The organism is Nocardia sp. NPDC127526, from assembly GCF_042672265.1.
Classification (GTDB): Bacteria; Actinomycetota; Actinomycetes; order Mycobacteriales; family Mycobacteriaceae; genus Nocardia.
In genome coordinates, this window is the sequence record NZ_JBHXVO010000015.1 from 42,508 (window position 1) to 68,908 (window position 26,401).

Sequence of the window (26,401 nt, forward strand, 5' to 3'; positions counted from 1 at the left end):
GGTCTGCGGTGCGGGGCGACCGCCCGGCCTTCAACCAGCGACGGCGCGCAGGCTGCCCGGCTTGCGGCCGATCAGGCGATCCAGGGCGGCGGCGGTGGCTTCGTCGGCGGGCAGTTTGACGATCAGGTGCTGGTCGTCGTCGGCGGAGAGATCGAGGGTTTCCTGAGCCAGGCGCAGCGGGCCGGCCTCGGGGTGGTGGATGCGGGTGATGCTGTTGGTTTCGGGCAGGCCCGGGATGCGCTCGAGGCGGCTGGTGAATTCGTCACCGGCGGTGAGGGATAGCTCGTCGATGAGGTGTGAGACCACCGGGTCCGAACGGTACGGGCCGAATTTCAGGGTGGCGACCATCTTGTCGGCGGCGTGCTCCCAGTCCGGATGGGTCACGCGCGCTCGCGGGTCGGTGAAGATGTAGCGGGCGTAGTTGGCGGGCATGCCCTCGTCGAACAGACCGGTCGGGCCCATCACCGCGCGATAGCCGTCGGTGCAGGCCACGACCTCGCTGAGCCGGTTGATCACCGCGGCGGGCGCGGGCTCGAGCTGTTCGAGAATGGCCAGCACGGCCGGGCGCACCACCCGGGTCGGCGACAGGTTGCCGTTGCAGGTGAAACCGGGCGTGGCCGCCTTCGTCAGGCGATGCAGGTGGACTCGCTCGCTCGGAGTCATACCGAGCGCATTGGCCAGCGCCGTCAGCACCGCGGACGAGGGATGCCGGTCGCGCCCCTGCTCCAGCCGGGTGATGTATTCGACGCTCACCCCCGCTAAGGTCGCGAGCTCGGAGCGGCGCAGACCGGGGGTGCGCCGGCGCGGACCGGCGGGCAGCCCCACCTGTGCGGGCGAGACCGCCTCGCGCCGGACGCGCAAGAACAGGCCCAGCTCGTTATCGCTCACATCTCGACCGTAGCAAGGATCGCCAGGTGAACGCAGCCCGATTCGGGCGCTCAGACTGTCCCTGCCACTACCACTCTCAGCGAGGTCTCCCTACCGCCTTCCACGCCCAGCAGAGTCGTTGTCAGCGGCCGATCCGGTCGCCCGGAACTCGAAGGAGACCCCCAATGACCAGCACGCCCCTGCGCCTCGCGGTGATCATCGGCAGCGTCCGGGAAGGACGCTTCGGTCCGGTGGTCGCGAACTGGTATGCCGAACAGGCCCGCAAGCACGGCACATTCGAGATCGACCTCATCGATCTGGCCGACTACCCGCTGCCGCACGCCCTGCCCGCGGTGTCCCCGCTCATGGAACCGAACCCGGTGCGCCCGGCCGGCACCGAGGAACTGGCCGAGCGGCTGGCCGCGGCCGACGCCATGGTCATCGTCACCCCCGATATCAACCGTTCCTACCCGGCGTCCCTCAAGACCGCCATCGACTGGCACTACACCCAGTGGCAGCACAAGGCGATCGGCTTCGTCGGCTACAGCGGCAATAGCGGCGGCCTGCTCGCCATCGAGCACCTGCGCCAGGTCTTCAATGAACTGCACGCCCACACCGTCCGCGAATACGTGTCCTTCCCCCGCTTCTACCTGCACTTCGCCCCCGACGGCAGCCTCCTCGACCCCGCCGGCTTCGAACAGGCCGCCGACGAGATGCTCGACCGGATGCACTGGTGGGCAAGCGCACTCGCCGCCGCCCGCACCCTCCCCGTGTCCGCCTGAATGTGAAACAGCACCGACCGGGAACTGGTGGCGGGGCCTGCTCGGCCGATGCCGCCACAGTTTCCCGGTGATCGCTTGACCAGCAGCGAGAGTGCCGGAAGTTCGCTGCCGGCGCGCGGGGGCTGGGCGGAGCGGCTAACGTTTGGCGGGTGACCGCATATGACGCTGATCTCGAACTTGCGCTGAAGCTGGCCGATGCGGCCGACGCCATTACCCGGGACCGGTTTCTCGCGCTGGATCTGAAGATCGACTCGAAGCCGGATCTGACGCCGGTATCGGATGCCGATCTGGCCGTCGAGCGGGAGATTCGCGACATTCTGGGTGCGGACCGGCCGGGGGATCTGGTGCTCGGGGAGGAGTTCGGCGGGGATGCCGAATTCGCCGGGCGGCAGTGGGTCATCGATCCGATCGACGGGACCAAGAACTTCGTGCGCGGCGTGCCGGTGTGGGCCTCGCTCATCTCACTGCTGGAGGACGGTGTGCCGGTGGTGGGCGTGGTGAGCGCGCCGGCGCTGTCGCGGCGCTGGTGGGCGGCGTCGGGGGCGGGTGCGTGGACCAGCTTCGAGAAGGGCGAGGCGCGGGCCATTTCGGTGTCGGCGATCGCCGAGCTGGGTGCGGCCAGCCTGGCCATTTCCAGCCTGTCCGGGTGGCGGGCGCTGGGGCGGCGGCACAAGCTGCTCACGCTGACCGATGAGGTGTGGCGGGTGCGCGGGTACGGGGACTTCTTCGGGTACACGCTACTGGCCGAGGGCGCGGTGGACATTGTCACCGAACCCGAACTGTCGCTGTGGGATATGGCGGCGCTGGACATTCTGATCCGGGAGGCCGGGGGCACCTTCACCTCGCTCGACGGCGAGCCGGGGCCGCACGGCGGCAGTGCGGTGGCCACCAATGGGCACCTGCAGGATCAGGTGCTGGCCGCGCTCGCGGCCTGACATCACAGTACGGCGAACAGCGAACACCCCCCGTGGTAACGACGGGGGGTGTTCGGTTTCAAGCGGTTTCGCGATTAGCCGGCAGAGCCGCCGCCGCCTCCGCCACCGGGGGTGCCGATGAGCACCCCGACGAGACCACTGAGCAGGCTTGTTACAACTGAGACGAGTCCTGACAACATAACCATTCCTCCTTTCGTCTCCACCCAGAACCGTAGGCACGCTTGACAGCCGGCGTGATCAGAACGAAATAACAGTAGTCAAGTCCCGTATTTTCAAGATCCACTACGCAGCGAATTACAGTGTGCACAACCACTTTTCACGGATTGCATACGTAATTTCATTGAGCTGCAAGATCATCCGAGTCGTCGCAGCGTAGACCACTTTTCCGACCATGGCGAACGCGGTGTGCGGCACAGGAACAGCTGCCTGTCCTGTTCGTCGTTCTCGATGCCGAGCCCGTTATCGATGCGGCCCACCGGTTCTGCGTCCATACAGACGCGGAAGGCCCGCTCCCGACCGACGCCGACCAGCAGCACCGGCTTGCCCTCCGGCGGCGGACCCCACCACCAATAGGAGTTGTGGGCGCTGTGCGGCGTCGGGAGACCATAGCGCCCGCCGTAGTGCTCGATCGCCCCGGCCTCACCGTAATTCGCGGTGAGCAGTTCGGCGTCGGGCGCGACCCGGGCGCGGGCGGCGGCGACCTGGGCGACGAACTCCGGCCAGCCGACGGTCTCGCCCGCGTCGTAATTGACGGCCAGGACCGGAGAGTCGCGCAGTGTGCTGACAGGTAGCACCGGAAGGAACAGCAGCGCCGAGGCGGCGGCGTTCACCACCACGACGGAAGCCACTGCGCCGCGCCGGATTCCGCTGTCGGCCAGCCGGGGTTCGAGCCCGACGGCGCCGGCTGCCAGCAGCAGCGGATACATGCCGGCGAGGTAGTAGGCCTTGCCGCCGGTGAGCAGGAAGAAGGCGAAAAGTCCCGCGTAGGCGAGGACGAAGGCACGACAGCGGGGCCGTCGCCACAGGCACCACAAGCCGAAGATCCACAGCGGCACCATGAGTGGGCCCATCAGGCCGAATTGCAGCAGCACGAACTCGATCGGGCTGTCCGAGGTCCCCGAGGAGCCGCCGGCGATGGCGCGGCCGAGCTCCCACTGCGGCCAGTCGTTGCTCGCCTGCCACCAGAGGTAGGGCGACCAGATCAGCGCGGCGAGGCCGATAGCGAGCGGAAAGTATCTGGTGGCGAATATTTCTCGCGGGCCGATCGCGGCCAGCGACAGCGCGAGGAACAGGATCGGCACCGCGAGCAGCGCTTTGTTCTGCAGGCCGAGGCCGGCGGCCAGGCCGATCAGCAGCCACCAGCGCCGATCCGCGTCCGGCCGGAGCAGTTTCACCACCATCAGCACGATGACCGACCAGGCGAGGAGGTCGAAGATGGTGGTGCCGAGCGTGTGTCCCCCGCCCATCAGCACCGCAGCCGAGGCCACGGCGGCCGCGGCCAGCGCCCGCGCCGGTCTTCCGCCGCCCAGCTCGCGCGCCATGAGCCCCGCGCAGATCACCACGAGTACGCCCGCCGCAATGGCGGGAATCCGCAGCAGGATCAGCGAATCCGCGTCGATGGCCGAGACGCCGCGCGCGATGAGCGGCACCAGCGGCGGCTGATCGGCGTAGCCCCAATCCAGTCGCCGCCCGGAGGCCAGGAAGTAGAACTCGTCGCGGTGATAGCCGTACCGATTCGATACCGCGAGCATCACCACTGCGAAGACCGCTGCCACCCAGTACATTCCGCCACCCTGTCGAACTCCGGTGAACGCCGGGTATTCGTGCCGCCCCTCCATCACGAATACTCGCACCCCCGCGGCCCGCGCGCATCGCTTTGGCACTGAAATACGCCTCCCGGAGTACTCCGCTCTCCCCCGCCGGATGTAGACGCGCCGTCCGGCGCGGGGCTGCGGTCCCCGGCGCCGGGAGTCATGGTCAGAAGGGAATCGGCAACCCGATGCCGGAGCCGCTGCCACCCGATCCGGTGCCGCCGGATCCGGTCTGGCCCGACCCGGTGCCGATGCCGGACCCGGTCTCCCCGGAACCGGTGTCACCGCTGGATCCCGCGGCGCCGGAGCCCAGGTCGATGCCGCCCTGGGGCGCGGAGCTCTCGGTGCCGATGCCGATGGGTTGCGCGGGGCGCAATGGAATCCCTTGGGCGGCAGCGCTCGGCGCGTTCGCCAGGAACAGCGCGACGGCCAACGCGCCGGTAGTGCCAACCAGTGTTCTCATGGGCAAGACCTCCATTCGGGGGGCGGATGGTGCCGCCACGCTAGCCCACCCGAGCCCTATCTGAAGCAAGTTTGTTTCACTAATTGCCCGAACGTCCTCCCCCGCCCGAGAACCACCGCCGTGACCTGCCGATTCGACAACCCTCGACGGCAGTTCTTACTCTGAAGTAAGATAGTCTTACTCTGGAGTAAGATTGCTGGGCAGGATCACCCTCCACACTCAAGAAAACTGGTGATTATGAGCACTCGAGACACCGCAAAGACGCGACGTCCGGATACTTCCGCCGTGGGCCTGAATCCGGTCAAGCGCGACTGGATGGGCGCTGCCATGCGGGTCATGACGACCATTACCGGGTCGGAACTCGCCGAGAAGTACAACCTTCGCAAGCCGATCGACCGGATCACTTACGAGGGCACCAAGACCGGTTTCCGCACCCTCGGCGCGGCCACCCGGGTGTTCGAGAAGGTCGCCGGCGGCGGCGCCCCGAAGCGGCTGCCCGCCAACGAGTCCCGCGGCAAGGACTACTTCGATCTGACGCCGACCGACGAGCAGCAGATGATCGTCGAGACGGTCCGCGAGTTCGCGGCCGAGATCCTGCGCCCGGCCGCCTACGACGCCGACAATGCCGCCAAGGCGCCGCGCGATCTGCTGGAGCGGGCCGCGGAACTCGGCATCACGCTCATCAATGTGCCCGAGGAGCTGGACGGCGCGGCCTCCGAGCGAGGCGCGGTCACCAACGCGCTGGTCGCCGAGGCCCTCGCGCACGGCGATATGGGCCTGGCGCTGCCGATCCTGGCGCCCAGCGGTGTCGCGGTCGCGCTGTCGCAGTGGGGCACCGACGCGCAGCAGCAGACCTACCTGGGCGCCTTCACCGGCGAGAACGTGCCGCAGGCGTCGGTGGTCATCTCCGAGCCGCAGGCGCTGTTCGATCCGTTCGCGCTGAAGACCAAGGCCACCCGCTCCCCCAGCGGTTACCGCATCAATGGCGTGAAGAGCCTGGTTCCGGCCGCGGGCGACGCCGAGCTGTTCATCGTGGCCGCCGAGCTGGACGGCCGCCCGGCCTTCTTCATTATCGAGTCGGACACCAAGGGTCTGGTCGTGGAGGCCGATCCGTCCATGGGTCTGCGCGCCGCGGGCCTGGGCCGGCTCATTCTCGACAATGTCGCCGTGCCGGCCACCGCCCTGCTGGGCGACGCCGAGACCGCGCAGCGCGCCGAGGATTACGCCGACGCCGTGCGCCTGGCTCGCCTGGGCTGGTCGGCGCTGGCGGTCGGCACCGGTCAGGCCGTGCTGGACTACGTGATTCCGTATGTGAAGGAGCGCGAGGCGTTCGGTGAGCCGATCGCCCACCGGCAGGCGGTCGCGTTCATGGTGGCGAATATGGCCATCGAGCTAGATGGTCTCCGGCTCGTGACGCTGCGGGGTGCGTCGCGCGCGGAGCAGGGCCTGTCGTTCGCCCGCGAGGCGGCGCTGGCCAAGAAGCTGGCCACCGACAAGGGCATGCAGATCGGCCTGGACGGTGTGCAGCTGCTCGGCGGCCACGGCTTCACCAAGGAGCACCCGGTGGAGCGCTGGTACCGCGACCTTCGTGCCATCGGCGTTGCCGAGGGCGTCGTCCTCCTCTGACCCGACTTCGCAACGGAGAGATACCAAATGATCAATCTCGAACTCCCCAAGAAGCTGCGGGCCAGCGCCAACCAGGCCCACCAGGTCGCCGCGGAGATCTTCCGCCCCGCCTCGCGCAAGTACGACCTGGCCGAGCACGAATACCCCATCGAGCTGGACACCATGGCCGCCATGGTGGAGGGCCTGTCCGACTCCGGCGGTGACGTCTCCGGCGCCACCGGCGGTCGCAAGACCGAGGGCGAGAAGGACGAACACGCCACCGAGCTGCTCGGAAACAGCAACGGCGGCAATATGTCCGCGCTCATGAACGCCCTGGAGACCTCCTGGGGCGATGTCGGCCTGATGCTGTCGATCCCCTACCAGGGTCTCGGCAATGCCGCCATCGCCGCGGTCGCCACCGATGAGCAGCTGCAGCGTTTCGGCAAGGTGTGGGCCGCCATGGCCATTACCGAGCCCTCCTTCGGCTCCGACTCCGCGGCCGTCACCACCACCGCCACCCTCGATGGCGACGAGTGGGTTCTCAACGGCACCAAGATCTTCGTCACCGCCGGCTCGCGCGCCACCCACATCGTGGTCTGGGCCTCGGTCGACCGGTCGCTGGGCCGCGCCGCCATCAAGTCGTTCGTGGTGCCGCGGGATGCCAAGGGCCTCACGGTTTCCCGCCTCGAGCACAAGCTGGGCATCAAGGCCTCCGACACCGCCGAGATCCGCTTCGAGGACTGCCGCATCCCCAAGGACAACATCCTCGGCAGCCCGGAAGTCAATGTGGAGAAGGGTTTCGCGGGCGTCATGCAGACGTTCGACAACACCCGCCCCCTGGTGGCCGCCATGGCCGTCGGCGTCGGCCGCGCCGCCCTCGAAGAGCTCCGCAAGGTCCTCACCGACGCGGGCATCGAGATCTCCTACGACAAGCCGGCCAATAACCAGCACGCCGCCGCCGCGGAATTCCTGCGCATGGAAGCCGACTACGAGTCCGCCTACCTGCTCTCGCTGCGGGCGGCCTGGATGGCCGACAACAAGAAGCCCAATTCCCTCGAGGCCTCCATGTCCAAGGCCAAGGCCGGCCGCATGGGCACCGACGTCACCCTCAAGGCCGTCGAACTGGCCGGCGCCACCGGCTACTCCCAGCGCACGCTGCTGGAGAAGTGGGGCCGCGACTCGAAGATCTTGGACATCTTCGAGGGCACCCAGCAGATCCAGCAGCTCATCGTGGCCCGCCGCGTGCTCGAGCTGGGCAGCGACAAGCTGAAGTAAACGGCCTTCACCTGGGAAAATCGGTGCGGATCGCATGATCCGCACCGATTTTTCGTTCCGCCTAGGATTGGTGGGATGAAGGTGCTGGGTGCGTGTCCGCTGGATTGTCCCGACGGGTGCTCATGGGTCGTGACCGTGGAGGATGGGGCCGCGGTCGGGCTGCGGGGGAACAAGGAGCATCCCGTGACGCGGGGCGCGCTGTGCGTGAAGGTGAATCGGTACCTGGAGCAGCTGAAGTCGGATGAGCGGTTGCTGTATCCAATGCGGCGGGTGGGACGGAAGGGCGAGGGGCGGTTCGAGCGGATCAGCTGGGATGAGGCGCTCGGGGAGATCGCGGAGCGGGTGGGCGGGATTGTCGAGGAGTATGGGGGTGAGGCGGTCTGGCCGTTTCACGGGACCGGGAGCCTCGGGTACATCCAGGGGCTGGAGGGGTTTTCGGGGCGGCGGTTCTTCAATGCGCTGGGGGCGTCGCTGCACGATCCGACGATCTGCTCGGTGGCGGGGACGACGGGGCTGAAGTACGCGCTGGGGACTTCGGGCGGGATGGATCCGGAGGACTTGGCCAAGTCGAAGCTGATTCTGCTGTGGGGGACGAATCCGCTGACGTCGGGGCATCACGTGTGGAAGTTCATTCAGGACAGCGGGGCGTACACCATTGCCATCGATCCGGTGCGGACGCGCACGGCCGAGCGGTGCGATGAGCATCTGGCGCCGCTGCCGGGGACCGATGCGGCGCTGGCGCTGGGGCTGATGCACGTCATCGTGTCGATGGGTGCGGAGGACTCGGCATTCCTGGCCGAGCAGACCGAGGGGTGGCCCGAATTCCGGGAGCGGATAGCGGAATTCACGCCGGAGCGGGTTGCGGGGATCACCGGGTTGCCGGTGGAGAAGATTGTCGAACTGGGTGAGCGGATCGCGGGTACGCGGCCGACCGCCATCCGTGTCTCACAAGGCATTCAGCGTCATGACGGCGGCGGGATGGCATTGCGGACGCTGGCCTGCCTGCCCGGAATCACCGGGGACTGGGCGATTCCCGGTGGTGGACTGCACTATTCGACGAGCGGGCACTTCGAACTCGATCTGCCGAGCCTGGTGCGGTTCGATCTGCTGCCGCATCCGGTGCGGACGCTGTCGATGACCCGGCTCGGCGAGGGGCTGCTGGAGGCCGGCGACCCGCCGGTGAAGGCGCTGTTCGTGATTGCCGCGAATCCGGTCGGGTCCAATCCCGACCAGGTGAATGTGCGGCGCGGCCTCGAACGCGAGGACCTGTTCACCGTTGTCCTGGAACACTTTCCGACCGATACCGTCGACTATGCCGATATCGTGCTGCCGGCCACCATGCAGCCCGAGCATCTCGATGTGCTGGCCGCGTACGGGAATCTGTATCTGGTGTGGAATGAACCGGCGGTGGCGCCGCCGGGCGAATGCCTGTCCACCACAGAGACTTTCCGCCGATTGGCGCAGCGCATGGGGTTCACCGAGCCGGCGTTGTACGAGTCCGATGAGGAGCTGGCGCGGCAGTTGCTGAAGGGCTACGACGTCGAACGACTGCGCACCGAGGGGTTCCTGAAGATCAGCCCGGGGCCGGTGCCCCGCGGGAAGCTCCAGTTCGTTTCGCGGCGGGCCGCGCAGGCCGGGCACGACCCGCTGCCCGGGTATACGCCGCCCGGGGACCCTGGTGACGGGCTGGTGCTGATCTCGGCTGCCTCGCACTACTTCCTCAACACCACGTTCGGTGCGAATCGGGAGCTGCTGCGGCGAGCCGGGGACCCCACCGTCACCATCCACCCGCAGGACGCCGCGGCCCTCGGAATCGCGGATGGCGCAAAGGTTTCCGTCGGCAATGCCCGTGGTTCGTTCGAGGCGGTGGCCGAGGTCTCCGATCACGTCCGGCCCGGCGTGGCCGCCACCACCAAGGGGCGCTGGGCCAAACTCTCCGGCGGAGCGACCGTCAATGCCACCATTGCCGAGCGCGACGCCGACTTCGGCGGCGGGGCCGTGTTCCACGACAACCGGGTGCACATCTCGCCGATCGGCGAGTGAGCGAGTGCCGACCCGCGCCGCGCGCGGATGAATGCGGCGCGGGCGGGGTGGTCGTAGCGTGTTCGGCGGGAGCGGGGCAGACTCGACAGCGTGGATGGCATGACATCGGAGCGGGAACTCGGCGGGGGTGATTCGGCGTGAGTTCGCTGGCTCGCGGGGAGAACCGGCCTGCGCCCGGGGATCGGATGACCGTCACGGTGGCCTGTTCGGCCGCCGTGGACGTGTCGGCGCTATTGCTGGGGGCCGATGGGAAGGTGCGGTCGGACGCGGATTTCGTGTTCTTCAACCAACCGGTCGGACCCGGGGTGACCTATCGGCACGGGCGCGGCAGCGGCGACATGGTCGATGTGCAGACCAGCGCGCTGCCGGGGGACGTGGACAAGGTCGTGGTCACGGCCAGCCTGGACGGGAGCGGGCCCGCCACCTTCGCGGGCGTCGGGTCGCTGACGGCCACCATCGGATCCGATGCGGGGGCGCTGACCTTCCCCATGAGCGGGCTGACCACCGAGACCGGCGTGGTGTGCGTCGAGATCTACCGGCGGGGCGGGGCATGGAAGGTCCGGGCCGTCGGCCAGGGATACGACGACGGGCTGGCCGGAATCGCCGCCGCCTTCGGCGTGAATATCGACGATGAGCCGGAGCAACCGGTGACGCCGACGCCGGGGGCCGTGAGCACTCCTGCCACACAGTCGTATTCGCCGCCCGCGGCGCGTCCGGCTCCGCCATCACAGCCCGCGTACTCGGCACCGGCAACACCGCCACCGGCCTACTCGCCACCGCCGCCACCGGCCTACTCCGCACCGCCGCCACCCGGGTACCAGGCGCCGCCGACACCGCCGCCCAACTACTCACCGCCGCCCGCGTATTCGGCGCCGGCGCCGCCACCCATGCCACCTCTGCACCAAGGAGCGCAGCCCATGCAAAGCGATCTGTTCGATCCCCGCCATGCCGAGGTGAACGGGATGGGGATTCAGAAGCAGGGCAGCAAGATGATCAAGGTTGCCGTCAATGGGGAGGTCATGGCCCGCGCCGGGTCCATGGTCGCGTATCAGGGCGATATGCAGTTCAAGGCGCTCGGGTCCGGCGGGATCGGCCGGGCGATCCAGCAGCACCTGACGGGTGAGGGCGTGCCGCTGATGAAGGTGTCCGGGCGCGGAGATCTGTTCCTGGCCAATGGCGCCGCGGATGTGCACACCATCGATCTGGACGGCTCGGATGGGCTGACCATCAATGGATCCAATGTGCTGGCCTTCGATCCGACCTTGAGCTACAGCATCAAGCGGGTGCAGGGCGCGGCCGGATACGCCTCGAACGCGGGCCTGTTCAACTGCGTGTTCACCGGGCGCGGGCGGATCGCCATCACCACGCACGGCGCGCCGGTGGTGCTGAACGTGGATCAGCCGACGTACGCGGATCCGCAGGCGGCGGTGGCGTGGTCGTCGAGTCTGCAGACCGGGATCAAGCGCAACGACTCGTTCGGACTGGGCCGGCTCATGGGCCGCAGTACCGGGGAGGGCCTCACGCTGGCGTTCTCGGGCCGCGGGTTCGTGATCGTGCAGCCGTCGGAGCTGCCGCCGGGCGGCCTCCTCGGCGGCACCGGCGGCGGGCAGCAGGCGGGCCAGAGCGGCGGCATGCTGGGCGGGATTCTCGGATAACCGTTCCGGGATCAGTTCGCCGGTTCCGGATGCAGCACCAGGACGGTGATCTCGCTCGGCGCGAACACCCGTAGCTGCGGACCCCAGAATCCGGTGCCCCGGCTGGTGTAGAGCTGGGTGTGCTCACCGTGCCGGCTCAGGCCCGCCACCACCGGCTGGTCGAGCCGCACCAGGTAGTGGAAGGGCCAGATCTGGCCGCCGTGCGTGTGACCGGAGATCTGCAGCGCGACACCGCCTTTCACGGCATCGGCGATCTGCTTGGGCTGATGCGCCAGCAGGATGACCGGCAGCTCCGGGTCCGCGCCGGCGAGGGCCGCCGGGAGATCGGGACCGTGCCCGGGCAACGACGTACCGGTCGGATCGTCGATACCCGCGATCACCAGGCGGTCGCCGCCGCGCTCGAGCGTCTCGTGCTGATTGCGCAGGGGCTGCCAGCCGATCGAGGTCATATGCTCGATCCAGCCCTGCGCGTCACCGAAATACTCGTGATTGCCGGTGATGTAGAACTTGCCCAGCGGGGCTTCGACCTTGCCGAGCGGATCCACCTGCGCATGCCGCTTCGCCACCGACCCGTCCGCGAGATCACCAGCGTGGCAGGCGATATCGGGCTGCTGCGCATTGACGATATCGACGACCTTCTCCGACCAGCGCAACCGATCCAGCGCCGCGAAGTGGGTATCGGTGACCACCACCATCCGCAGCCCGTCGAGTCCCGGGGCCAACCCGCGGATCCCGACATCCACGGTGCGCACCCGCGGCACTCGGCGCGCCTCGAAAATGCCGTACGCGACCACGATCGCCGACACCGCCGCGACCGCGGCCGCGACAATCCGGGAGCGCGCGGGATCGTCCACGAAACCGGCCAGCAGCAGCCGCCCGAGATTGCCGATGACCGACCAGCTGAACAGCACCCACATCACGCCGAGCAGCGTGTCGCCCACGATGGTTGCCGCATCGGCCTGTCGCGGGCCGTGACCGAGGAACATGGTCGCCGGCAGCGTCACGTACCCGAGCAGGAACAGCGCCGACCCGGCCCAGAACAGCGGCCCGGTCCCGTCGGTGGGCGCCGCGACCAGCGTCCACCACGGCAGCGCGAAGAGCAGGGCGGGTATCGCCAGGAAGAGGATCAGGCGCGGCACATATTTCAACGGGTTCGTCCTCGTGAGCACGGATGAGCACACACGGGTCTGCGCCCGGCGCGCTGGACTACTTCGACAATAGAGCGTCCGAGCAGCGGTGATTGTTCCCGCACGATTACGCCGAGGGAGAAACCTGTCGGAGGGACGTGGGATGCTGGTGATGTCGGTCACAGCGTGACGGAAAAGAGCCTGGCGCATGACTATTCGACCCCTCGCCACCATGGCGGAACACCGGCGCGCCGTAGATCGGCTGCTGGATCGGTTCCACTCGCTGCCACCCGGGCAGCCGGTCCGGCTCGCCAAACGGTCCTCCAACCTGTACCGGCCGCGGCAGCGCCATCGCGGAGCGACCCTCGATGTGCGCGGTCTGGACCGGGTGCTGAGCATCGACCCGGCGACGCGGACCGCCGAGGTCGAGGGCATGGCGACCTACGAGACCATTGCCGATGCCACGCTGGCGGCGGGCCTGCTGCCCTCGGTCGTGCTGGACTGCAAGACCATCACCATCGGCGGCGGCGTGGCCGGGACCGGCGCGGAATCCTCCTCGTTCCGGGGCGGGCTGCCGCACGACAGCGTGACCGAGATGGACATCCTCACCGGCGACGGACGGATTCTCACGGCGACCGGGGACAACGAATACGCCGATCTGTTCCGCGCCATGCCGCACTCCTACGGGTCGCTCGGATATGCCGTGCGGCTGCGGGTGCGGCTGGAGCCGGCGAAACCCTATGTGCGACTGCGATATGTGCGCGCGTACTCCACCGATGAATGGGTCGCCCAGCTGCGCCGCGTCGACGCCGATCGCGAATTCGAAGGCGCTCCGGTCGATTTCATCGATGGCGTCTACTTCGCGCCGAGCGAGCTGTATCTGGTGCTGGGCACGTTCAGCGATACCGCGCCCTATGTCTCGGATTACGTGCGCGGCATCTACTACCGCGCGATCCGAACGCGGCGCGAGGACTACCTGACCACCCGGGATTACCTGTGGCGCTGGGATACCGACCTGTACTGGACCTCGAGCCTGTTCGGCCTGGAGAACCCGATCCTGCGCCGGCTGTGGCCGAGCCGGTTCCGCAATGCCGAGACCTTCCGCCGCCTGCAGATGTGGTTCCGCTCCGGCGGAGCCACCGATCGGGTGTGGGCGGCTCTCGGCCGGCCGGTGGAATGGGTGCTCCAGGACGCCGATCTACCGGTCGAGACCGTGCCCGAATTCCTGGAGTTCTTCCGGCGCGAGGTCGGCATCAGTCCGGTCTGGTTGTGCCCCATGCGGTTACGCGAGCCGGCGACGCTGTATCCCATCGCGCCCGGGCGGCTGTTCGTCAGCGTCGGATTCTGGTGGCCGCTGCGGCTGCGGCCCGGACAGGCGGCCGATCATCACAATCGGCTGATCGAAGCCGAGATCACCGAACTCGGCGGGCACAAACCGCTGTACTCCACCGCCCACTACACCGAGGACGAGTTCTGGGAGCAGTACGGCGGTGACGCCTACTGGAAATTGAAGGCCGCCTACGATCCCGGCGGCCGGTTCCCCGATCTGTACGCCAAGTGCGTGCGGGGGCGCTGATCGGATAGGTCGCGAACTCAGTCGAATTCGATGCCGGAGATCTCGGTGCCCGGGGGCAGGCCGCGGACCTGGTCGTGAATCTGGCCGAGCATATTGAGGCTCATGTCCATGGTGGCGACCTCGATGTTCTCGACGTCGAGTTCGCCGCCGAGGACCGGCGGGTGGGAGAAGTCGTAGATCTGGTTCTCGGCGGGGACCAGGCCGGTTTCGGCGACCGCGAGGGCGAGACCGGCGAGCAGGTATTTGTCCTGGCCCTCCTCGCTGTTGAGGGCGGCTTCGACCTCGTCGACGCTGCCCCATTCATGGGTCAGCTCGCCGGTAATGGTGTCCAGCCACCACACGCCGTCGTCGGCGAGGAAGAAGACATCGCCGAACAGGGAGGAGCACATGGGGGTCTTCCCCTCCAGGCCGAGCCAGGCCCAGGACTCCAGGCCGCTGGCGTATTCCTCCGCGGTGAATGTCTTGATCAGATCCAGCTCCACCCGCCGCACACTACCGCGCGCCGGGGACGATTCTGTGTTGGCAGAAATTACGTAATTACGTACTATTGAGAATGTGGATCTTGACCAGCGGTTCGAGGAGATCGATCGGCGACTCGCCGCACTGGAGAATGCGCGCGCACCGCGCGCCATCCCGGCCGCGACGGGCGCCGACGATTTCTGGGCGCTGAATCGGCTGCAGGAAGAGCTCGCGGCGGACGGCGTCACGAACGGCGGCGTGCTGTTCACCGGTTCGGTGCGGCTGCCCACCGAGGAGCAGTACGGGTGGCAGATGGCTTTCACCACCGACGCCCTGCTCGACGGCGAAATCACCGAGGCGGCGGAATCCCTTGCCGCCCTGGGCAATCCGGTACGACTTCGCCTGCTGCGCGAGATTCTCGGCGGCCGGCGCACCGCAGCGGAGCTCACCGAGCTGGACGGACTCGGCACGTCCGGTCAGATCTACCACCATCTCCGGCAGCTCACCGCTGCCGGTTGGCTGCACACCGCCGGACGCGGGCGCTACGCGGTGCCCGGCGGGCGGGTGGTGCCGCTGCTCATAGCGCTGGCGACGACCCGGCGCTGAAGGATCACAACCTGGGGAGGACAGATGATCCGCACAATCGCATTGCAACTGTTCCGCTGGATCCGGCTGGGGGCCGTGGGCGTGGTGTTCACCGACTTGGTCGTGGACATACTGCCGCTGCATTGGACATGGGCCGTCTGGGGGGAACCGACGGGCGCCTGGTACTGGGTCCGGCAAGGGGCGACCCTGCTCGTATTGACCTATCTGGTCGAGTTGGGCGCCAATATCGTGGGCGGCCGCCGCCGGGCACGCGATCTGGCCGCGGCCATCGAGGATCCGGACGCGGTCATCGAGAATCCGAAGGCCGCCGGCAAGTACTGCGGCGGGCCCGTCTCGCTGGCGGCGCCGGTCACCGGTGAATGGCAGGCCGTCAACAGCCCGGCCGACCGGGTACCCAGCCACGGAACCCATTGGGGCGGGCAGGGTTACGCCATAGACCTGACCGGAGTCCCGGACGCCGCACCGGCTTTCAGCCTCTGGCGCTTCCGCCGCCCCGAGGAGTTTCCGGCCTTCGACAGCCCGGTACTGGCTCCCGCCGACGGCACCGTCGTGCGGGTCGTCGACGCCCGCCGCGACCACCGCGCCCGCACCAGCATCCTGGGTCTGCTCTATTTCTTCCTGATCGAGCAGATCGTGCGCTCCTTCGCACCGGACAGCTTCACTTTCGGCAATCACGTGGTCATCGAAATGGCCGACGGGGTCTTCGCCGAACTGTGCCATCTGCGTGCGGGTTCGATTCTGGTTCGGCCCGGCGACAGTGTGCACGCCGGTCAGCCGATCGCACGAGTCGGCAACACCGGCAACAGCACCGAACCGCATCTGCACTTCCAGCTGATGGACTCGCTCGACTCCACCACCGCCCGCGGTATCCCGTTCACCTGGACCGGCATCGGCGTCCCGCATACCGGCGAGCGGTTCGCGGTTCCGGCGTAGTCGCTACGCGTGCTCGGCGATCAGCTCCCGGTACACCTCGAAGGCGGGCTTGGGGTGGTAGTCGCTGGCGGTAATGCCGAGCTGCGCAATGGGTTCCGGATGGCTCGAATCCGCGTCGCGCAGGCCGAAGAGTTCACAGTGCGTCACATTGAGCTCCTCGCGCAGTGCGACGATGCGGCGGATCATGTGGCCGATGCTGTCGGCCTGATGATCCGGGGTGCGTTCCGGCCCGGTGGGGCTGCCGATCTCGGCGATGTGGATGGGCGCATCGCCGAGATGCACTGCCGGCAAACTCTTCTCACGCAGGTGCCGGATGCCGTGCTCGATGAGCGAATCGATATCGCCCGGCTCACCGTGGGGCGCGACCGGTGAGAAGGCATCCGGATAGAGCGCCAGCCCGACGTAGTCGATGAAGTCCGCGAACTCGGCGCGCGGGACCTCGGCGAGGCGCTTCCAGAAGGCGTCGTCGCCGCCGTTCCATTCCTGCGGTTCGGCCACCGAGAACCCGATCCGGACGTCGCCGTGTCCGGCTGCGTCCAGGGACTTACGGGCATGGGGCACACCGCGAATCAGCGCTTCCATGATTCCGGGTGAGCTGCCGTCGATCCAGGGGATGTCGAAATTGGGTTCCAGCGTGATCTGCAGATAGCGGGCAATGGCGCCGTAGCGTTCGACGGCACGATCGATGAAGGCCAGCCAGCCCTCGACATCCGCGGTGACCGGCAGGTAGCACAGCACCAGGTCCAATTGCCTGCCCTGCTCGCGGTACCACCGGTCGGGCATGGTCAGCTCGGTCCGGACCCGTTCCGGGTGCAGCACCTCCGCTCGCTCAGGATCCGGCGGATCGCCCAGGAAGTGCAGGTATTCACGCACGAGGAACGGGGCGTCGCCCTGCAGCAGCCGGACCAGGCTGTCGATGACGACACGGTTGTCGGGCGGGCCGGTCACCGTGCTCACCTGTCCCGCCGCGTATATGCCGAAGGTCATTCCGCTCGAGGAGGTCACCCCTCGATACAACCACGTTCGGGCGGCGGTGAGGCGAAGCGCCAGTTGCGTGCGCGTACGGCCTTCACCCGCGCCGCCCTCGCCGCCGGTGACGAGGTCGTCGCCGCCGCGCGCCGCCCGGAGAACATGGCGGACATCGTTGCCGCGCATCCGGATCGGGTACAGGTGGTGCAGCTCGACGTGCGCGACGCCGCGGCCGCCGTACTCGCCGTTGTCGGGCAGCCGAACCCGCCCCTGCGCCCCGACGCCGTCGAGGCGATTCGTGGCAAGCTGGCCGCGGTCACCGCCGACCTGGACACGACCGCCCATCCGGGCCTGACCACCGCATACGACACACCCGAGTGAATGTCCGGCATGACCGAATTTGTGTAACGGCGATCACACTGCGCTGCTACGGTTGCGGCACCTGCCAGTTCCGGATGGCGGGTGCACGTTCTCTCGGAGGTGGCGAGATGGCCTCGATTCTTCATTCGGCGCAGCGGAAGCTGGTTCTCACCGGCGAGGCGTTCAAGGCCCTGGGGACGTTGCGGGAGAAGGGGGTCACCGATCCCCGCGATCCGCTGGAAACCTTGCGGTCGATACGGGATTCCCGGGTGTTCGGGCCGCCGGCCACGGCGGTGCGGCATGCGGCGCGGACCTGGCCGGAGAATGTCGCGGTGGCCGATGAGCGGGGGGAGCTCACGTATCGGGAGCTCGACGAGGGGTCCAATGCGGTGGCGCGGGGGTTGCAGCGGATGGGGATCACGCCGGGGACGGTCATCGGGTTGCTCGCCCGCGATCATCGCGGGCTGCTGCTGGCCACGGTGGCGGCCGGGAAATTGGGGGCGCGGCTGGCGCTGATGAACACCGGGTTCGCCAAGCCGCAGTTCGCGCAGGTGTGCGAGCGGGAGAACGTGAAGGCCGTGCTGCACGACAGTGAGTTCGTCGGGCTGCTCGACGCGCTGCCGCCCGAGCTGCCACGGGTGCTCACCTGGGTCGACGAGGGCGCCGAACTGCCCGAGAACGCAACGACTCTCGATGCGCTCATCGCCGCCAACGCCAAGGCTCCGCTGCCCGCGCCGAAGAAGCCGGGCGGGGTCATCATTCTCACCAGCGGGACCACCGGACTGCCGAAAGGCGCTCCGCGCGACAAGGTTTCGCCGCTGGCCACCGCACAGTTGGTGGACCGCATCGACTTTCCGCGCCAGGGCACCATGGTGATCGTCTCGCCGATCTTCCACAGCACCGGCATGGGCACCTGGCTGGTCGGCGTCGGCCTCGGCAACAAGGTGGTGGTGGCGCGCCGCTTCGACGCCGAGCAGACGCTGCGCATGATCGCCGACAACCACGCCCGGATGCTGGTGGCGGTGCCGACCATGCTGCACCGCATGGTCGAGCTGGATCCCGCCATTCGCGAGAAGTACGACCTGTCCAGCCTGAAGGCGATCGTCATCGCCGGTTCCGCGCTGTCGCCGGAGCTGTCCAACCGCACCGCCGAGGTCTTCGGGCCGGTGCTGTTCAACCTCTACGGCTCCACCGAATGCGCGGTCGCCACGGTGGCCCGCCCCGAGGATCTCGCCGTCGCGCCCGGCACGGCGGGCCGCTCCCCCATCACCTGCGAGGTCGCCCTCTTCGACGAGGACGGCGCCCGCATTCACGACACCAATGTCACCGGCCGCATCTTCATCCGCTCCGGCGCACCCTTCAAGGGCTACACCGACGGCCGCCACAAGCAGATCATCGACGGCTACATGTCCAGCGGCGACGTCGGCCACTTCGACGAGCGCGGCCTGCTGTTCGTCGACGGCCGCGACGACGACATGATCGTCTCCGGCGGCGAGAACGTCTTCCCCCAGGAAGTCGAGAACCTCCTCCTCGAACGCACCGACATCTTCGACGCCGCCGTCGTAGGCGTGGACGACATCGAATTCGGAAAACGCCTGCGCGCCTTCGTAGTCCCCGAACCCGGCGAACACCTCGACCCCGACGAGATCAAATCCTTCGTCAAGGACAACCTGGCCCGCTACAAGGTCCCCCGCGACGTCTACTTCCTCGACGAACTCCCCCGCAACGCGACAGGCAAACTCCTGCGCAGGGTCCTGGTGGAGTACGAACCCTGAGCGCCCAAGTCGCAGCCGTATAGCGGCGAGGCGCAGCCCTAAGCGTGCCGGGCGCAGCCCTCGGCGTGCCAGGCGCAGCCCTCGGCGTACCAGGCGCAGCCCTCGGCGTACCGGGCGCAGCTCTAGGCGTTCCGGGCGCAACCAGGCGTGCCGGGCGCAGCCCTAAGGGGGTTCGGGGGCTTAGCCCCCGTTTCCCCTCTTCGGGGGTGTGGGGGCGGAGCCCCCACCGTGCGACCCCCACCACGACATGGGGCCCATATGCGCTACCGCAGGTAACAGAGACCTCCACCACAACCGCAAGCCTCCTGCTTGCTAGTGTTAGCACCGCACTGGATCTCGAGGTTGCGGTCCGACAGCCGACTCGTCGGGCAGGGGATCGCGGAAGGTTGTACCCATGTCACTAGCCCTTCCAAAGGCAGGCACGGTCCTGCGCAAGGCCGGCGATGCGGCGCTCAGCGTCAATGCCATGGTCCGCGGGGGTCTGTTCAATCCGCTGCGCCCCGATCACGCGGTGCGCTCGGCGCTCAATGTCCTCAAGTTCGGCCCGTTCGCCGGTGCGCTGGTGCACGCCGCGAGCACCAATCCGAAGGCCGCCGCCATTGTCGATGAGCGCGGCGAGCTGACCTTCGAGCAGCTGGATCAGCAGTCCAATGCCCTGGCCCGGGGGCTGGCCGCGCGCGGCCTGCGGCCCGGCGACGTGATCGGCATTCTGGCCCGCGACCACCGCGGCATGGTCCTCACCATCGTGGCGGCCGGCAAGCTGGGCGTGCGCGCGGTGCTCATGAACACCGGCTTCGCCAAGCCGCAGTTCGCCGATGTGACCGCCCGCGAGAACGTCAAGGCGGTGCTGCACGACAGCGAGTTCTTCGACCTCATGTCCGCCATTCCGGACGCGATCCCGCGCATCCTCACCTGGGTCGACGAGCAGGACAATGCCGATCCGTCGATCCCCACCATCGAATCCGTCGCGGCCGGCCAGGACACCTCGCCGCTGAGCCCGCCGGAGCAGCCGGGCGGCATGGTGATTCTCACCAGCGGCACCACCGGCACCCCGAAGGGCGCGCCCCGCGACAAGGTCAGCCCCTTCATCACGGCCCAGTTCCTGGACCGGATTCCGTTGCCGCGCAACAGCACCGTGGTGATGGCCGCCCCGATCTTCCACGCCACCGGCCTGTCCCAGTTCACCATTTCGGTGGCCCTGGGCAATCGCGTCGTGTTCCAGCAGCGCCGCTTCGATCCCGAGCAGACCCTCGCCAATATCCAGAAGTACCGGGCGCAGGGCCTGACCGTGGTGCCCACCATGCTGCAGCGCATCCTGGACCTGCCGCCGGAGACGCTGGCCAAGTACCGGCCGAGCGAGACATTGAAGGTGATCTTCGCCGCCGGTTCGGCCATCCCGCCGGACGTGGTCACCCGCACCCTCGACTACTTCGGCGACAGCCTCTACAACGTGTACGGCTCCACCGAATGCGCCGTCATGACCGTGGCCACCCCGGCGGAGCTGCGCAAGGCCCCGACCACCGCGGGCAAGGCGCCGGTGGGCATTCGCATCGCGCTCTACGACGAGAACCGCAAGCGCATCACCGGGCCGAATGTGACCGGCACGATCTTCATCGAGAACGGGCACTCGTTCAAGCAGTACACCGACGGCCGCACCAAGGAGTATGTGGACGGGCTCATGTCCAGCGGCGATGTCGGTCACTTCGACAATGACGGGCTGCTGTTCATCGACGGCCGCGACGATGACATGATCGTCTCCGGCGGCGAGAACGTCTTCCCGCAGGAGGTCGAGAACCTGCTGTCCAACCGCCCCGATGTGCTGGAGGCGGCGGTGGTCGGCGTGGACGATCGCGATTTCGGCAAGCGGCTGCGGGCCATCGTGGTTCCGGGCCCGGATTCCAAGCGGGACGTGCAGGAGATCAAGGATTACGTGAAGGAGAACCTGGCCCGCTACAAGGTGCCCCGGGAAGTGATCTTCCTCGATGAGCTGCCGCGCAATGCCACCGGAAAGCTGCTGCGCAAGCCGCTGATCGAAATGGCGGTCCCCGCCGAATAATTCCGGATGGAAACCGGAATCCGCGGCCGTGAAAACGGACCGTGGCCCTCGGTTATCATCAGCGCGTGAGTTTCGAGCCCGGCCGGTCCACGGCGCCTGCCCGCAGTGATGCTGCGGTGTTGCGCGGTGGGGCGGCCGGTTCGGTTTCCGGGGCGCTCGCGGTCGCCGCGCACGGCTGGATCTCGGGCGCGGCGCCGCTGGAGTCGGGTCCGCTGACCCTGCTGGTGCTGGCCTCCATGGGCGTGGGCGCGCTGGTCCCTCGGATCGGCGCGCTGCGCTCCACCGGGTTCGGGCTGGTCCTGGCCCTGGTGGGCGGTCAGCTGCTCGGGCATTTCAGCATGATGTGGGGCTCGCCCGGCAGCAGCCATCACCATCATCACCAGGCGTCGATGTGGAGTCCGGCCATGCTGGCCGCGCACATCACCGCCGCTGTCGCCGCCGCGATCGTCATTCTCGGCGCGGAGGCCGCCTATCGGATCGGCACCACCGTGCTGGCGTGGGTGCTGCCCGCGCCGATTGCTGTGCCGGTGCTCGGCGGGCCGCCGCAGCTGCCGATCACCCATCGCGACCGGGTCGTGCTGCGCATTCTCGCGGCCGATGCCTTCCGCACCCGCGGTCCGCCCGCCGTCGTTCGAGGCTGAATTCATCCATACCCCGCGCACGGACTTTCGCGTCCGTGCCAGTTCGCGTATTCGGCGTACCCGGGGTTTCCTCGAACATCGGAAAGACCGCTCGTGACAATCACAGAAAGCGGTGCCGAAACGACGGCACCGCCGCCCTCCCCTACCCATTCGGCGGAATCCACTCCGCCGTCCGGTTCCACCAAACGCAGTGCGGGCAATGCCTTTCAGGCGCTGATGCTGCGACTGCATTTCTATGCGGGTGTCTTCGTGGCGCCGTTCATCCTCATCGCGGCCGTCACCGGCGCGCTCTACGCGGTGTCGCCGACGCTGGAGAACATTGTCGACCGCGGTCTGCTGCACACCGATTCGACCGGCGCGGCCAGGCCGCTGTCGGAGCAGATCGCCGCGGCCACCGCGCTGCGGCCGGACCTGCCGCTCAATGCCGTGGCGCCCGGCCAGAATCCGGGTGACACCACCCGCGTGATCTTCTCCGACAGCTCGCTCGGCGAATCGGAGCGGCGCGCGGTGTTCGTCGATCCGGTCACCGCGCAGCCGGTGGGTGAGAGCGTGGTCTACGGCAGTTCGGGCCAGCTGCCCGCCCGCACCTGGATCGACAAGCTGCACCGCGATCTGCATCTCGGCGATATCGGCCGCTACTACAGCGAGTTCGCCGCGTCCTGGCTGTGGGTGATCGCCCTGGCCGGGCTGGTGCTGTGGTTCCGCCGGGTGCGGGCGCGGCGCGAGAAGCGCTCCGCGGGCTGGCTGCTGCGGCCGGACCGGTCCCGTCCCCGCGCTCGCACGCTGAATTGGCATGCGGTGGTGGGTGTCTGGATCCTGCCGGTGCTCCTGCTGCTGTCGGCCACCGGTATGACCTGGTCGAAGTACGCCGGTGAGAATGTCTCCGAACTGCGCAAGGCCATGAGCTGGACCACCCCGTCGGTGAGCGCCAAGCTGCCCGGGGCGACCGGTCCCGCACCCGCGACCGGTGAGCACGCCGGGCACGGTGGCGCGGCGGCTCCGGCGGCCGCGCCCGATGCCGCCAATGCCGGTGTCCGGGTCGACACCGTCTATGCGGTGGCCCGCGCCAATGGCCTGGAGGGCCCGCTGGAGATCACCATTCCGGCCAAGGACGGCGTCGCCTTCGTGGCGAAGGAACTGCGCCGGCCCTACGTCTACACCCAGGACGCCATCGCGGTGAACGGGCAGACCGGCGTGGTGACCGACATGCTGCGGTTCTCCGATTGGCCGCTCATGGCCAAGGCCACCAATCTGGGCATCGGCCTGCACATGGGCGTGACCTTCGGCCTGATCAACCAGATTGTGTTGCTGGCCATCATGATCGGCCTGATCACCGTGATCGTGCGCGGCTACCTCATGTGGTGGCGGCGCCGCCCGACCAAGGACGCGGGCCGCATCACCGTGGGCGGCAAGGCTCCTCGCCGCGCGCTGGCGCAGACCCCGCTGTACCTGATCGTGCCGCTGGCATTGGCCGCGGTGGTCGTCGGCTGGTTCGCGCCGATGATCGGAATTCCCCTTTTGGTCTTCTTGATCGTCGATATAGCAGTGGGATTGGCGGCTCGCCGCCGCGCCACCGCCTAGGGAACACTTCAAGATCGAAAAACGTTGAGCGACACGGCCTCCGGGCCGTGCCGCCGGACCCCTCTACTCTCTCGAGGAATCACACCTGATGAAGATCAACAAGATCGCCTTGTCCGCCGCCCTCGTGTCAAGCGCGCTTGTCATGTCCGCTGGAACCGTGCACGCCGACGCGGAAGCGACTGCGCCGGAGGTGATCAACTACTCCACCACCAATAGCGCGACCAACACGATCATCCACACCGATGCGGGCTCCATGGTGGTCGAGGACGGCGTCTTCAAGATCAAGGCCGCCAATGGGACCACGGTCGCCGGCACCGAATTGAAGTTCCGCGTGGACGATTTCGAATTCCCCATCGCGGCCGAGATCTCCGACCGCACCGCCACCCTCACCCCCCAGTTCGATCTCGCCCACGCCGAGTACAAGCCGGTCGCCCTCCCCTACGAGAACGTCGCGCCGTGGAAGACCGAATACGACCGCGAGCAGGCCGCCTGGTCCCGCATGACCAGCACCATCGGCATGGGCGCCTCCATCGGCACCCTGGTCGGCGGCATCGGCGGCGCCGCCATCGGCTGCGTCGTCGGCGGCGTCACCCTCGCCACCGTCACCGGCGCCCTCTCCGCCATGTTCGGCGCCCTGCCCGCCGGCATCTTCGGCTGCATCGTCGGCATGAGCGTCATCGGCTTCATGGGCACCCTGCTCGGTCAGATCTTCGTGACCGCCCCGGTCGCCATTCTGGCCGCGGCCCAGTACTTCACGACCATCAACCAGCCGTTCACTCCGCCGGCTGCCAAGTAGTCCGCCGCCGCTACTCTCCCGCGGATTTGTCCGTGGGAGAGTCGGGGCGGACCGGGCGTAGGAGAACCCAGGCGAAGAAGATGGCGGCGACGACGACCATGCCGATGCCGGCCCAGAGGTTGACGTCGATGCCATTGGTTTTGGCGCGCTGGATGCCCGGATCGTAGGTCACGGAGACCACGATGAGGATGACTCCGTAGCAGGCGAGCAGGCCGCCGACGATGGTGCGAATGTCGAAGAGCATGGCATCCCTTCCTTATCCGACGAAGATGTTGAGGGCGATGACGAGAAGCAGGGCGATACCGGCCAGCAGTGCGGGTCGCTGGTACCAGGGGAGGGAATCGGCGTCCGGGTCGGTGAGCCGGTCCTTCGGGGTTTCCGAATAGACCAGCCCCACCAGTTCGGCGGCCGGTTTGGGTTGGGACATATGGGTGACGATTACGCTGACGGCGATATCGACGGCGAAGGCGACGCCGGCGGCCACGAAACTCGTGCCCTGGCCGGACAGTTCGAACACCTTCGTCTCGCCCATGACGAAAACGACTATGGCGGAGGCGGTTCCGGCCACCAGGCCGGACCAGCCGGCGGCGGGCGTCATGCGCTTCCAGAACATGCCGAGGATGAAGGTAGCGAAGAGCGGTGCGTTGAAGAAGCTGAACAGGGTTTGCAGGTAATCCATCATGTTGCCGAAATTGCTTGCGATGAAGGCGGTTCCGATGGCGGCGACGGTCGCGCCGACGGTGGCGATACGGCCCGTGCGGAGGTAGTAGCCGTCCTCGCGGTCGCGGACGATGTAGCGCTGCCACAGGTCGTAGCTGAAGACGGTGTTGAAGGCCGAGACATTGGCGGCCATGCCGGCCATGAAGGCGGCCAGCAGGCCGGCCAGGCCGACGCCGAGCAGGCCGTTGGGCAGGGCGTCCTTCATCAGGTAGAGCAGCGCCTGGTTGTAGGTGACATCGCCCTTGAAATCCGGGTTCATCGCCATTTGCGCTTTGTAGTCGACGATCTGGGGCACCAGGACCGCGCTGATCATGCCGGGGATGACCACGATGAAGGGGATGAACATCTTGGGGTACGCGCCGATGATCGGCGTGCGGCGCGCGGCCGAGATGGAATGCGTGGCCAGCGCGCGCTGCACCTCCACGAAGTTGGTCGTCCAGTAGCCGAAGGACAGCACGAATCCCAGGCCGAAGACGATGCCGATCACCGAGGCGATATTGCTGGTGAATCCGGTGAGTTGATTGCCCGGCCAGGCGTGCAGCTGCTCCGCGCCGCCGCTGCCCTCGATCACCTTGTCGCGCAAGCCGTCCCAGCCGCCGACCTTATGCAGGCCGACCAGCGTGAGCGGCAGCAGCGCCGCCACGATAATGAAGAACTGGAGCACCTCGTTGTAGATGGCCGCCGACAGCCCGCCCAGGGTGATGTAGGACAGCACGATCACCGCGGCCACGATGACCGACACCCACAGCGGCCAGCCCAGCAGCACGTTGAGGATGGTGCCGAGCAGGTAGAGGTTCACCCCGGCGATGAGCACCTGCGCCACCGCGAAGCTGAGCGCGTTCACCAGGTGCGCGCCGGGACCGAAGCGGCGCAGCATGAATTCCGGGACGCTGCGGACCTTGGAACCGTAGTAGAACGGCATCATGACAATGCCGAGGAACAGCATGGCCGGGACCGCGCCGATCCAGAAGTAGTGCATGGTCGGCATGCCGTATTCGGCCCCATTGGCGGACATGCCCATGATCTCGACCGCGCCCAGATTGGCGGAGATGAAGGCCAGGCCGGTCACCCAGGCGGGCAGCGAGCGCCCGGACAGGAAGAAGTCGACGCTGGTGGACACCCGCAGCCGCGCCAGCCAGCCGATGCCCAGGACGAAGACGAAATACAGCGCCACCAGCGCATAGTCAATGGGATCGGCATCCAGTCGCAGCATCTCACCCGCGGCCACCACACCGGGCGCGGGCATGCTGAAGTCGAACGGCATACGGATCTCCTGTCGAAACGATCACGAGATGACGCGGGCACGACTGTGACGCGCAATACTAGCCGCGAGTTCGCTCCGCCTCGGGAGGCTCGGCGCGACATT

23 protein-coding genes are annotated in these 26,401 nt (G+C 67.8%); 15 read left to right on the forward strand and 8 right to left on the reverse strand.

The genetic code is table 11. The annotated features are described in order from the left end of the window. Nucleotides 1-30: 30 nt before the first annotated feature. Entirely contained in the window at nt 31-888 is an 858-nt protein-coding gene (locus ACFVIV_RS23110; RefSeq protein ID WP_379199510.1) for a helix-turn-helix transcriptional regulator, read from the reverse strand. Between the two features lie 164 nt (nt 889-1,052). On the opposite strand from ACFVIV_RS23110, the gene ACFVIV_RS23115 reads away from it, so the two are divergent. Together ACFVIV_RS23115 and hisN are read left to right on the forward strand one after the other, a co-directional pair. Further along, the gene (locus ACFVIV_RS23115) at nt 1,053-1,649 is read left to right on the forward strand and encodes an NADPH-dependent FMN reductase (RefSeq protein ID WP_379199512.1); all 597 of its coding nucleotides are present in this window, start codon (nt 1,053-1,055) and stop codon (nt 1,647-1,649) included. A gap of 149 nt (nt 1,650-1,798) precedes the next feature. Beyond that, complete coding sequence (gene hisN / locus ACFVIV_RS23120) at nt 1,799-2,584, forward strand: histidinol-phosphatase (RefSeq protein WP_379199514.1); 786 nt, start codon at nt 1,799-1,801, stop codon at nt 2,582-2,584. Nucleotides 2,585-2,937: 353 nt separating this feature from the next. Here hisN and ACFVIV_RS23125 read toward each other — a convergent pair whose 3' ends face one another. Together ACFVIV_RS23125 and ACFVIV_RS23130 are read right to left on the reverse strand one after the other, a co-directional pair. Further along, nucleotides 2,938-4,368 carry a glycosyltransferase family 39 protein gene (locus tag ACFVIV_RS23125; protein WP_379199516.1) on the reverse strand — a complete coding sequence of 477 codons (1,431 nt, stop codon included), beginning with the start codon at nt 4,366-4,368 and terminating at the stop codon, nt 2,938-2,940. A 193-nt stretch (nt 4,369-4,561) separates the two neighbouring features. Then, complete coding sequence (locus ACFVIV_RS23130; RefSeq protein ID WP_379199518.1) at nt 4,562-4,858, reverse strand: hypothetical protein; 297 nt, start codon at nt 4,856-4,858, stop codon at nt 4,562-4,564. Between the two features lie 231 nt (nt 4,859-5,089). Here ACFVIV_RS23130 and ACFVIV_RS23135 point away from each other — a divergent pair, with 231 nt between their 5' ends. From ACFVIV_RS23135 to ACFVIV_RS23150, 4 genes are all read left to right on the forward strand, one after another. Then, complete coding sequence (locus ACFVIV_RS23135) at nt 5,090-6,484, forward strand: acyl-CoA dehydrogenase family protein (RefSeq protein ID WP_379199520.1); 1,395 nt, start codon at nt 5,090-5,092, stop codon at nt 6,482-6,484. 27 nt (nt 6,485-6,511) lie between these two features. Next, nucleotides 6,512-7,738: an acyl-CoA dehydrogenase family protein gene (locus ACFVIV_RS23140; protein ID WP_379199522.1), complete on the forward strand. Its 1,227-nt coding sequence runs from the start codon at nt 6,512-6,514 to the stop codon at nt 7,736-7,738. 75 nt (nt 7,739-7,813) lie between these two features. Beyond that, nucleotides 7,814-9,781 carry a molybdopterin-dependent oxidoreductase gene (locus tag ACFVIV_RS23145; protein WP_379199524.1) on the forward strand — a complete coding sequence of 656 codons (1,968 nt, stop codon included), beginning with the start codon at nt 7,814-7,816 and terminating at the stop codon, nt 9,779-9,781. A gap of 185 nt (nt 9,782-9,966) precedes the next feature. Next, nucleotides 9,967-11,436: an AIM24 family protein gene (locus ACFVIV_RS23150; RefSeq protein ID WP_379199696.1), complete on the forward strand. Its 1,470-nt coding sequence runs from the start codon at nt 9,967-9,969 to the stop codon at nt 11,434-11,436. 11 nt (nt 11,437-11,447) lie between these two features. Here ACFVIV_RS23150 and ACFVIV_RS23155 read toward each other — a convergent pair whose 3' ends face one another. Then, nucleotides 11,448-12,584: a metallophosphoesterase gene (locus tag ACFVIV_RS23155; protein ID WP_379199526.1), complete on the reverse strand. Its 1,137-nt coding sequence runs from the start codon at nt 12,582-12,584 to the stop codon at nt 11,448-11,450. Nucleotides 12,585-12,771: 187 nt separating this feature from the next. Here ACFVIV_RS23155 and ACFVIV_RS23160 point away from each other — a divergent pair, with 187 nt between their 5' ends. Next, on the forward strand, nt 12,772-14,139 hold the full coding sequence (locus tag ACFVIV_RS23160) for an FAD-binding oxidoreductase (RefSeq protein WP_379199528.1): 1,368 nt from the start codon (nt 12,772-12,774) through the stop codon (nt 14,137-14,139). 17 nt (nt 14,140-14,156) lie between these two features. Here ACFVIV_RS23160 and ACFVIV_RS23165 read toward each other — a convergent pair whose 3' ends face one another. After that, entirely contained in the window at nt 14,157-14,621 is a 465-nt protein-coding gene (locus ACFVIV_RS23165) for a T6SS immunity protein Tdi1 domain-containing protein (protein WP_379199530.1), read from the reverse strand. A 73-nt stretch (nt 14,622-14,694) separates the two neighbouring features. Here ACFVIV_RS23165 and ACFVIV_RS23170 point away from each other — a divergent pair, with 73 nt between their 5' ends. Both ACFVIV_RS23170 and ACFVIV_RS23175 read left to right on the forward strand, forming a co-directional pair. Beyond that, nucleotides 14,695-15,204, forward strand: a complete 510-nt coding sequence (locus ACFVIV_RS23170; RefSeq protein WP_379199532.1) for an ArsR/SmtB family transcription factor — start codon at nt 14,695-14,697, stop codon at nt 15,202-15,204. A 24-nt stretch (nt 15,205-15,228) separates the two neighbouring features. Continuing rightward, nucleotides 15,229-16,137: a M23 family metallopeptidase gene (locus ACFVIV_RS23175; RefSeq protein WP_379199534.1), complete on the forward strand. Its 909-nt coding sequence runs from the start codon at nt 15,229-15,231 to the stop codon at nt 16,135-16,137. A gap of 3 nt (nt 16,138-16,140) precedes the next feature. Here the strand turns inward: ACFVIV_RS23175 and ACFVIV_RS23180 are convergent, their stop codons facing one another. After that, nucleotides 16,141-17,142, reverse strand: a complete 1,002-nt coding sequence (locus ACFVIV_RS23180; RefSeq protein ID WP_379199536.1) for a hypothetical protein — start codon at nt 17,140-17,142, stop codon at nt 16,141-16,143. Between the two features lie 45 nt (nt 17,143-17,187). Between ACFVIV_RS23180 and ACFVIV_RS23185 the strand changes: the two genes are divergently transcribed. The 6 genes from ACFVIV_RS23185 to ACFVIV_RS23210 all read left to right on the forward strand — a co-directional run bounded on the left by ACFVIV_RS23185 (nt 17,188) and on the right by ACFVIV_RS23210 (nt 24,315). Continuing rightward, nucleotides 17,188-17,487, forward strand: a complete 300-nt coding sequence (locus tag ACFVIV_RS23185; protein ID WP_379199538.1) for a hypothetical protein — start codon at nt 17,188-17,190, stop codon at nt 17,485-17,487. 107 nt (nt 17,488-17,594) lie between these two features. After that, nucleotides 17,595-19,241, forward strand: coding sequence for an acyl-CoA synthetase (locus tag ACFVIV_RS23190; protein WP_379199540.1), 1,647 nt, complete (start codon nt 17,595-17,597; stop codon nt 19,239-19,241). A gap of 394 nt (nt 19,242-19,635) precedes the next feature. Beyond that, nucleotides 19,636-21,297: an acyl-CoA synthetase gene (locus ACFVIV_RS23195; RefSeq protein ID WP_379199542.1), complete on the forward strand. Its 1,662-nt coding sequence runs from the start codon at nt 19,636-19,638 to the stop codon at nt 21,295-21,297. A 65-nt stretch (nt 21,298-21,362) separates the two neighbouring features. After that, nucleotides 21,363-21,938, forward strand: a complete 576-nt coding sequence (locus tag ACFVIV_RS23200; protein ID WP_379199544.1) for a hypothetical protein — start codon at nt 21,363-21,365, stop codon at nt 21,936-21,938. A 93-nt stretch (nt 21,939-22,031) separates the two neighbouring features. Continuing rightward, nucleotides 22,032-23,519, forward strand: a complete 1,488-nt coding sequence (locus ACFVIV_RS23205) for a PepSY-associated TM helix domain-containing protein (protein ID WP_379199546.1) — start codon at nt 22,032-22,034, stop codon at nt 23,517-23,519. Between the two features lie 88 nt (nt 23,520-23,607). Beyond that, nucleotides 23,608-24,315 carry a hypothetical protein gene (locus tag ACFVIV_RS23210; RefSeq protein ID WP_379199547.1) on the forward strand — a complete coding sequence of 236 codons (708 nt, stop codon included), beginning with the start codon at nt 23,608-23,610 and terminating at the stop codon, nt 24,313-24,315. Nucleotides 24,316-24,325: 10 nt separating this feature from the next. Here the strand turns inward: ACFVIV_RS23210 and ACFVIV_RS23215 are convergent, their stop codons facing one another. Both ACFVIV_RS23215 and ACFVIV_RS23220 read right to left on the reverse strand, forming a co-directional pair. Continuing rightward, a complete protein-coding gene (locus tag ACFVIV_RS23215; protein WP_379199549.1) occupies nt 24,326-24,559 on the reverse strand; it encodes a hypothetical protein in 234 nt (77 codons plus the stop codon). 12 nt (nt 24,560-24,571) lie between these two features. Further along, complete coding sequence (locus tag ACFVIV_RS23220; protein ID WP_379199698.1) at nt 24,572-26,248, reverse strand: sodium:solute symporter family protein; 1,677 nt, start codon at nt 26,246-26,248, stop codon at nt 24,572-24,574. Nucleotides 26,249-26,401 lie beyond the last annotated feature (153 nt).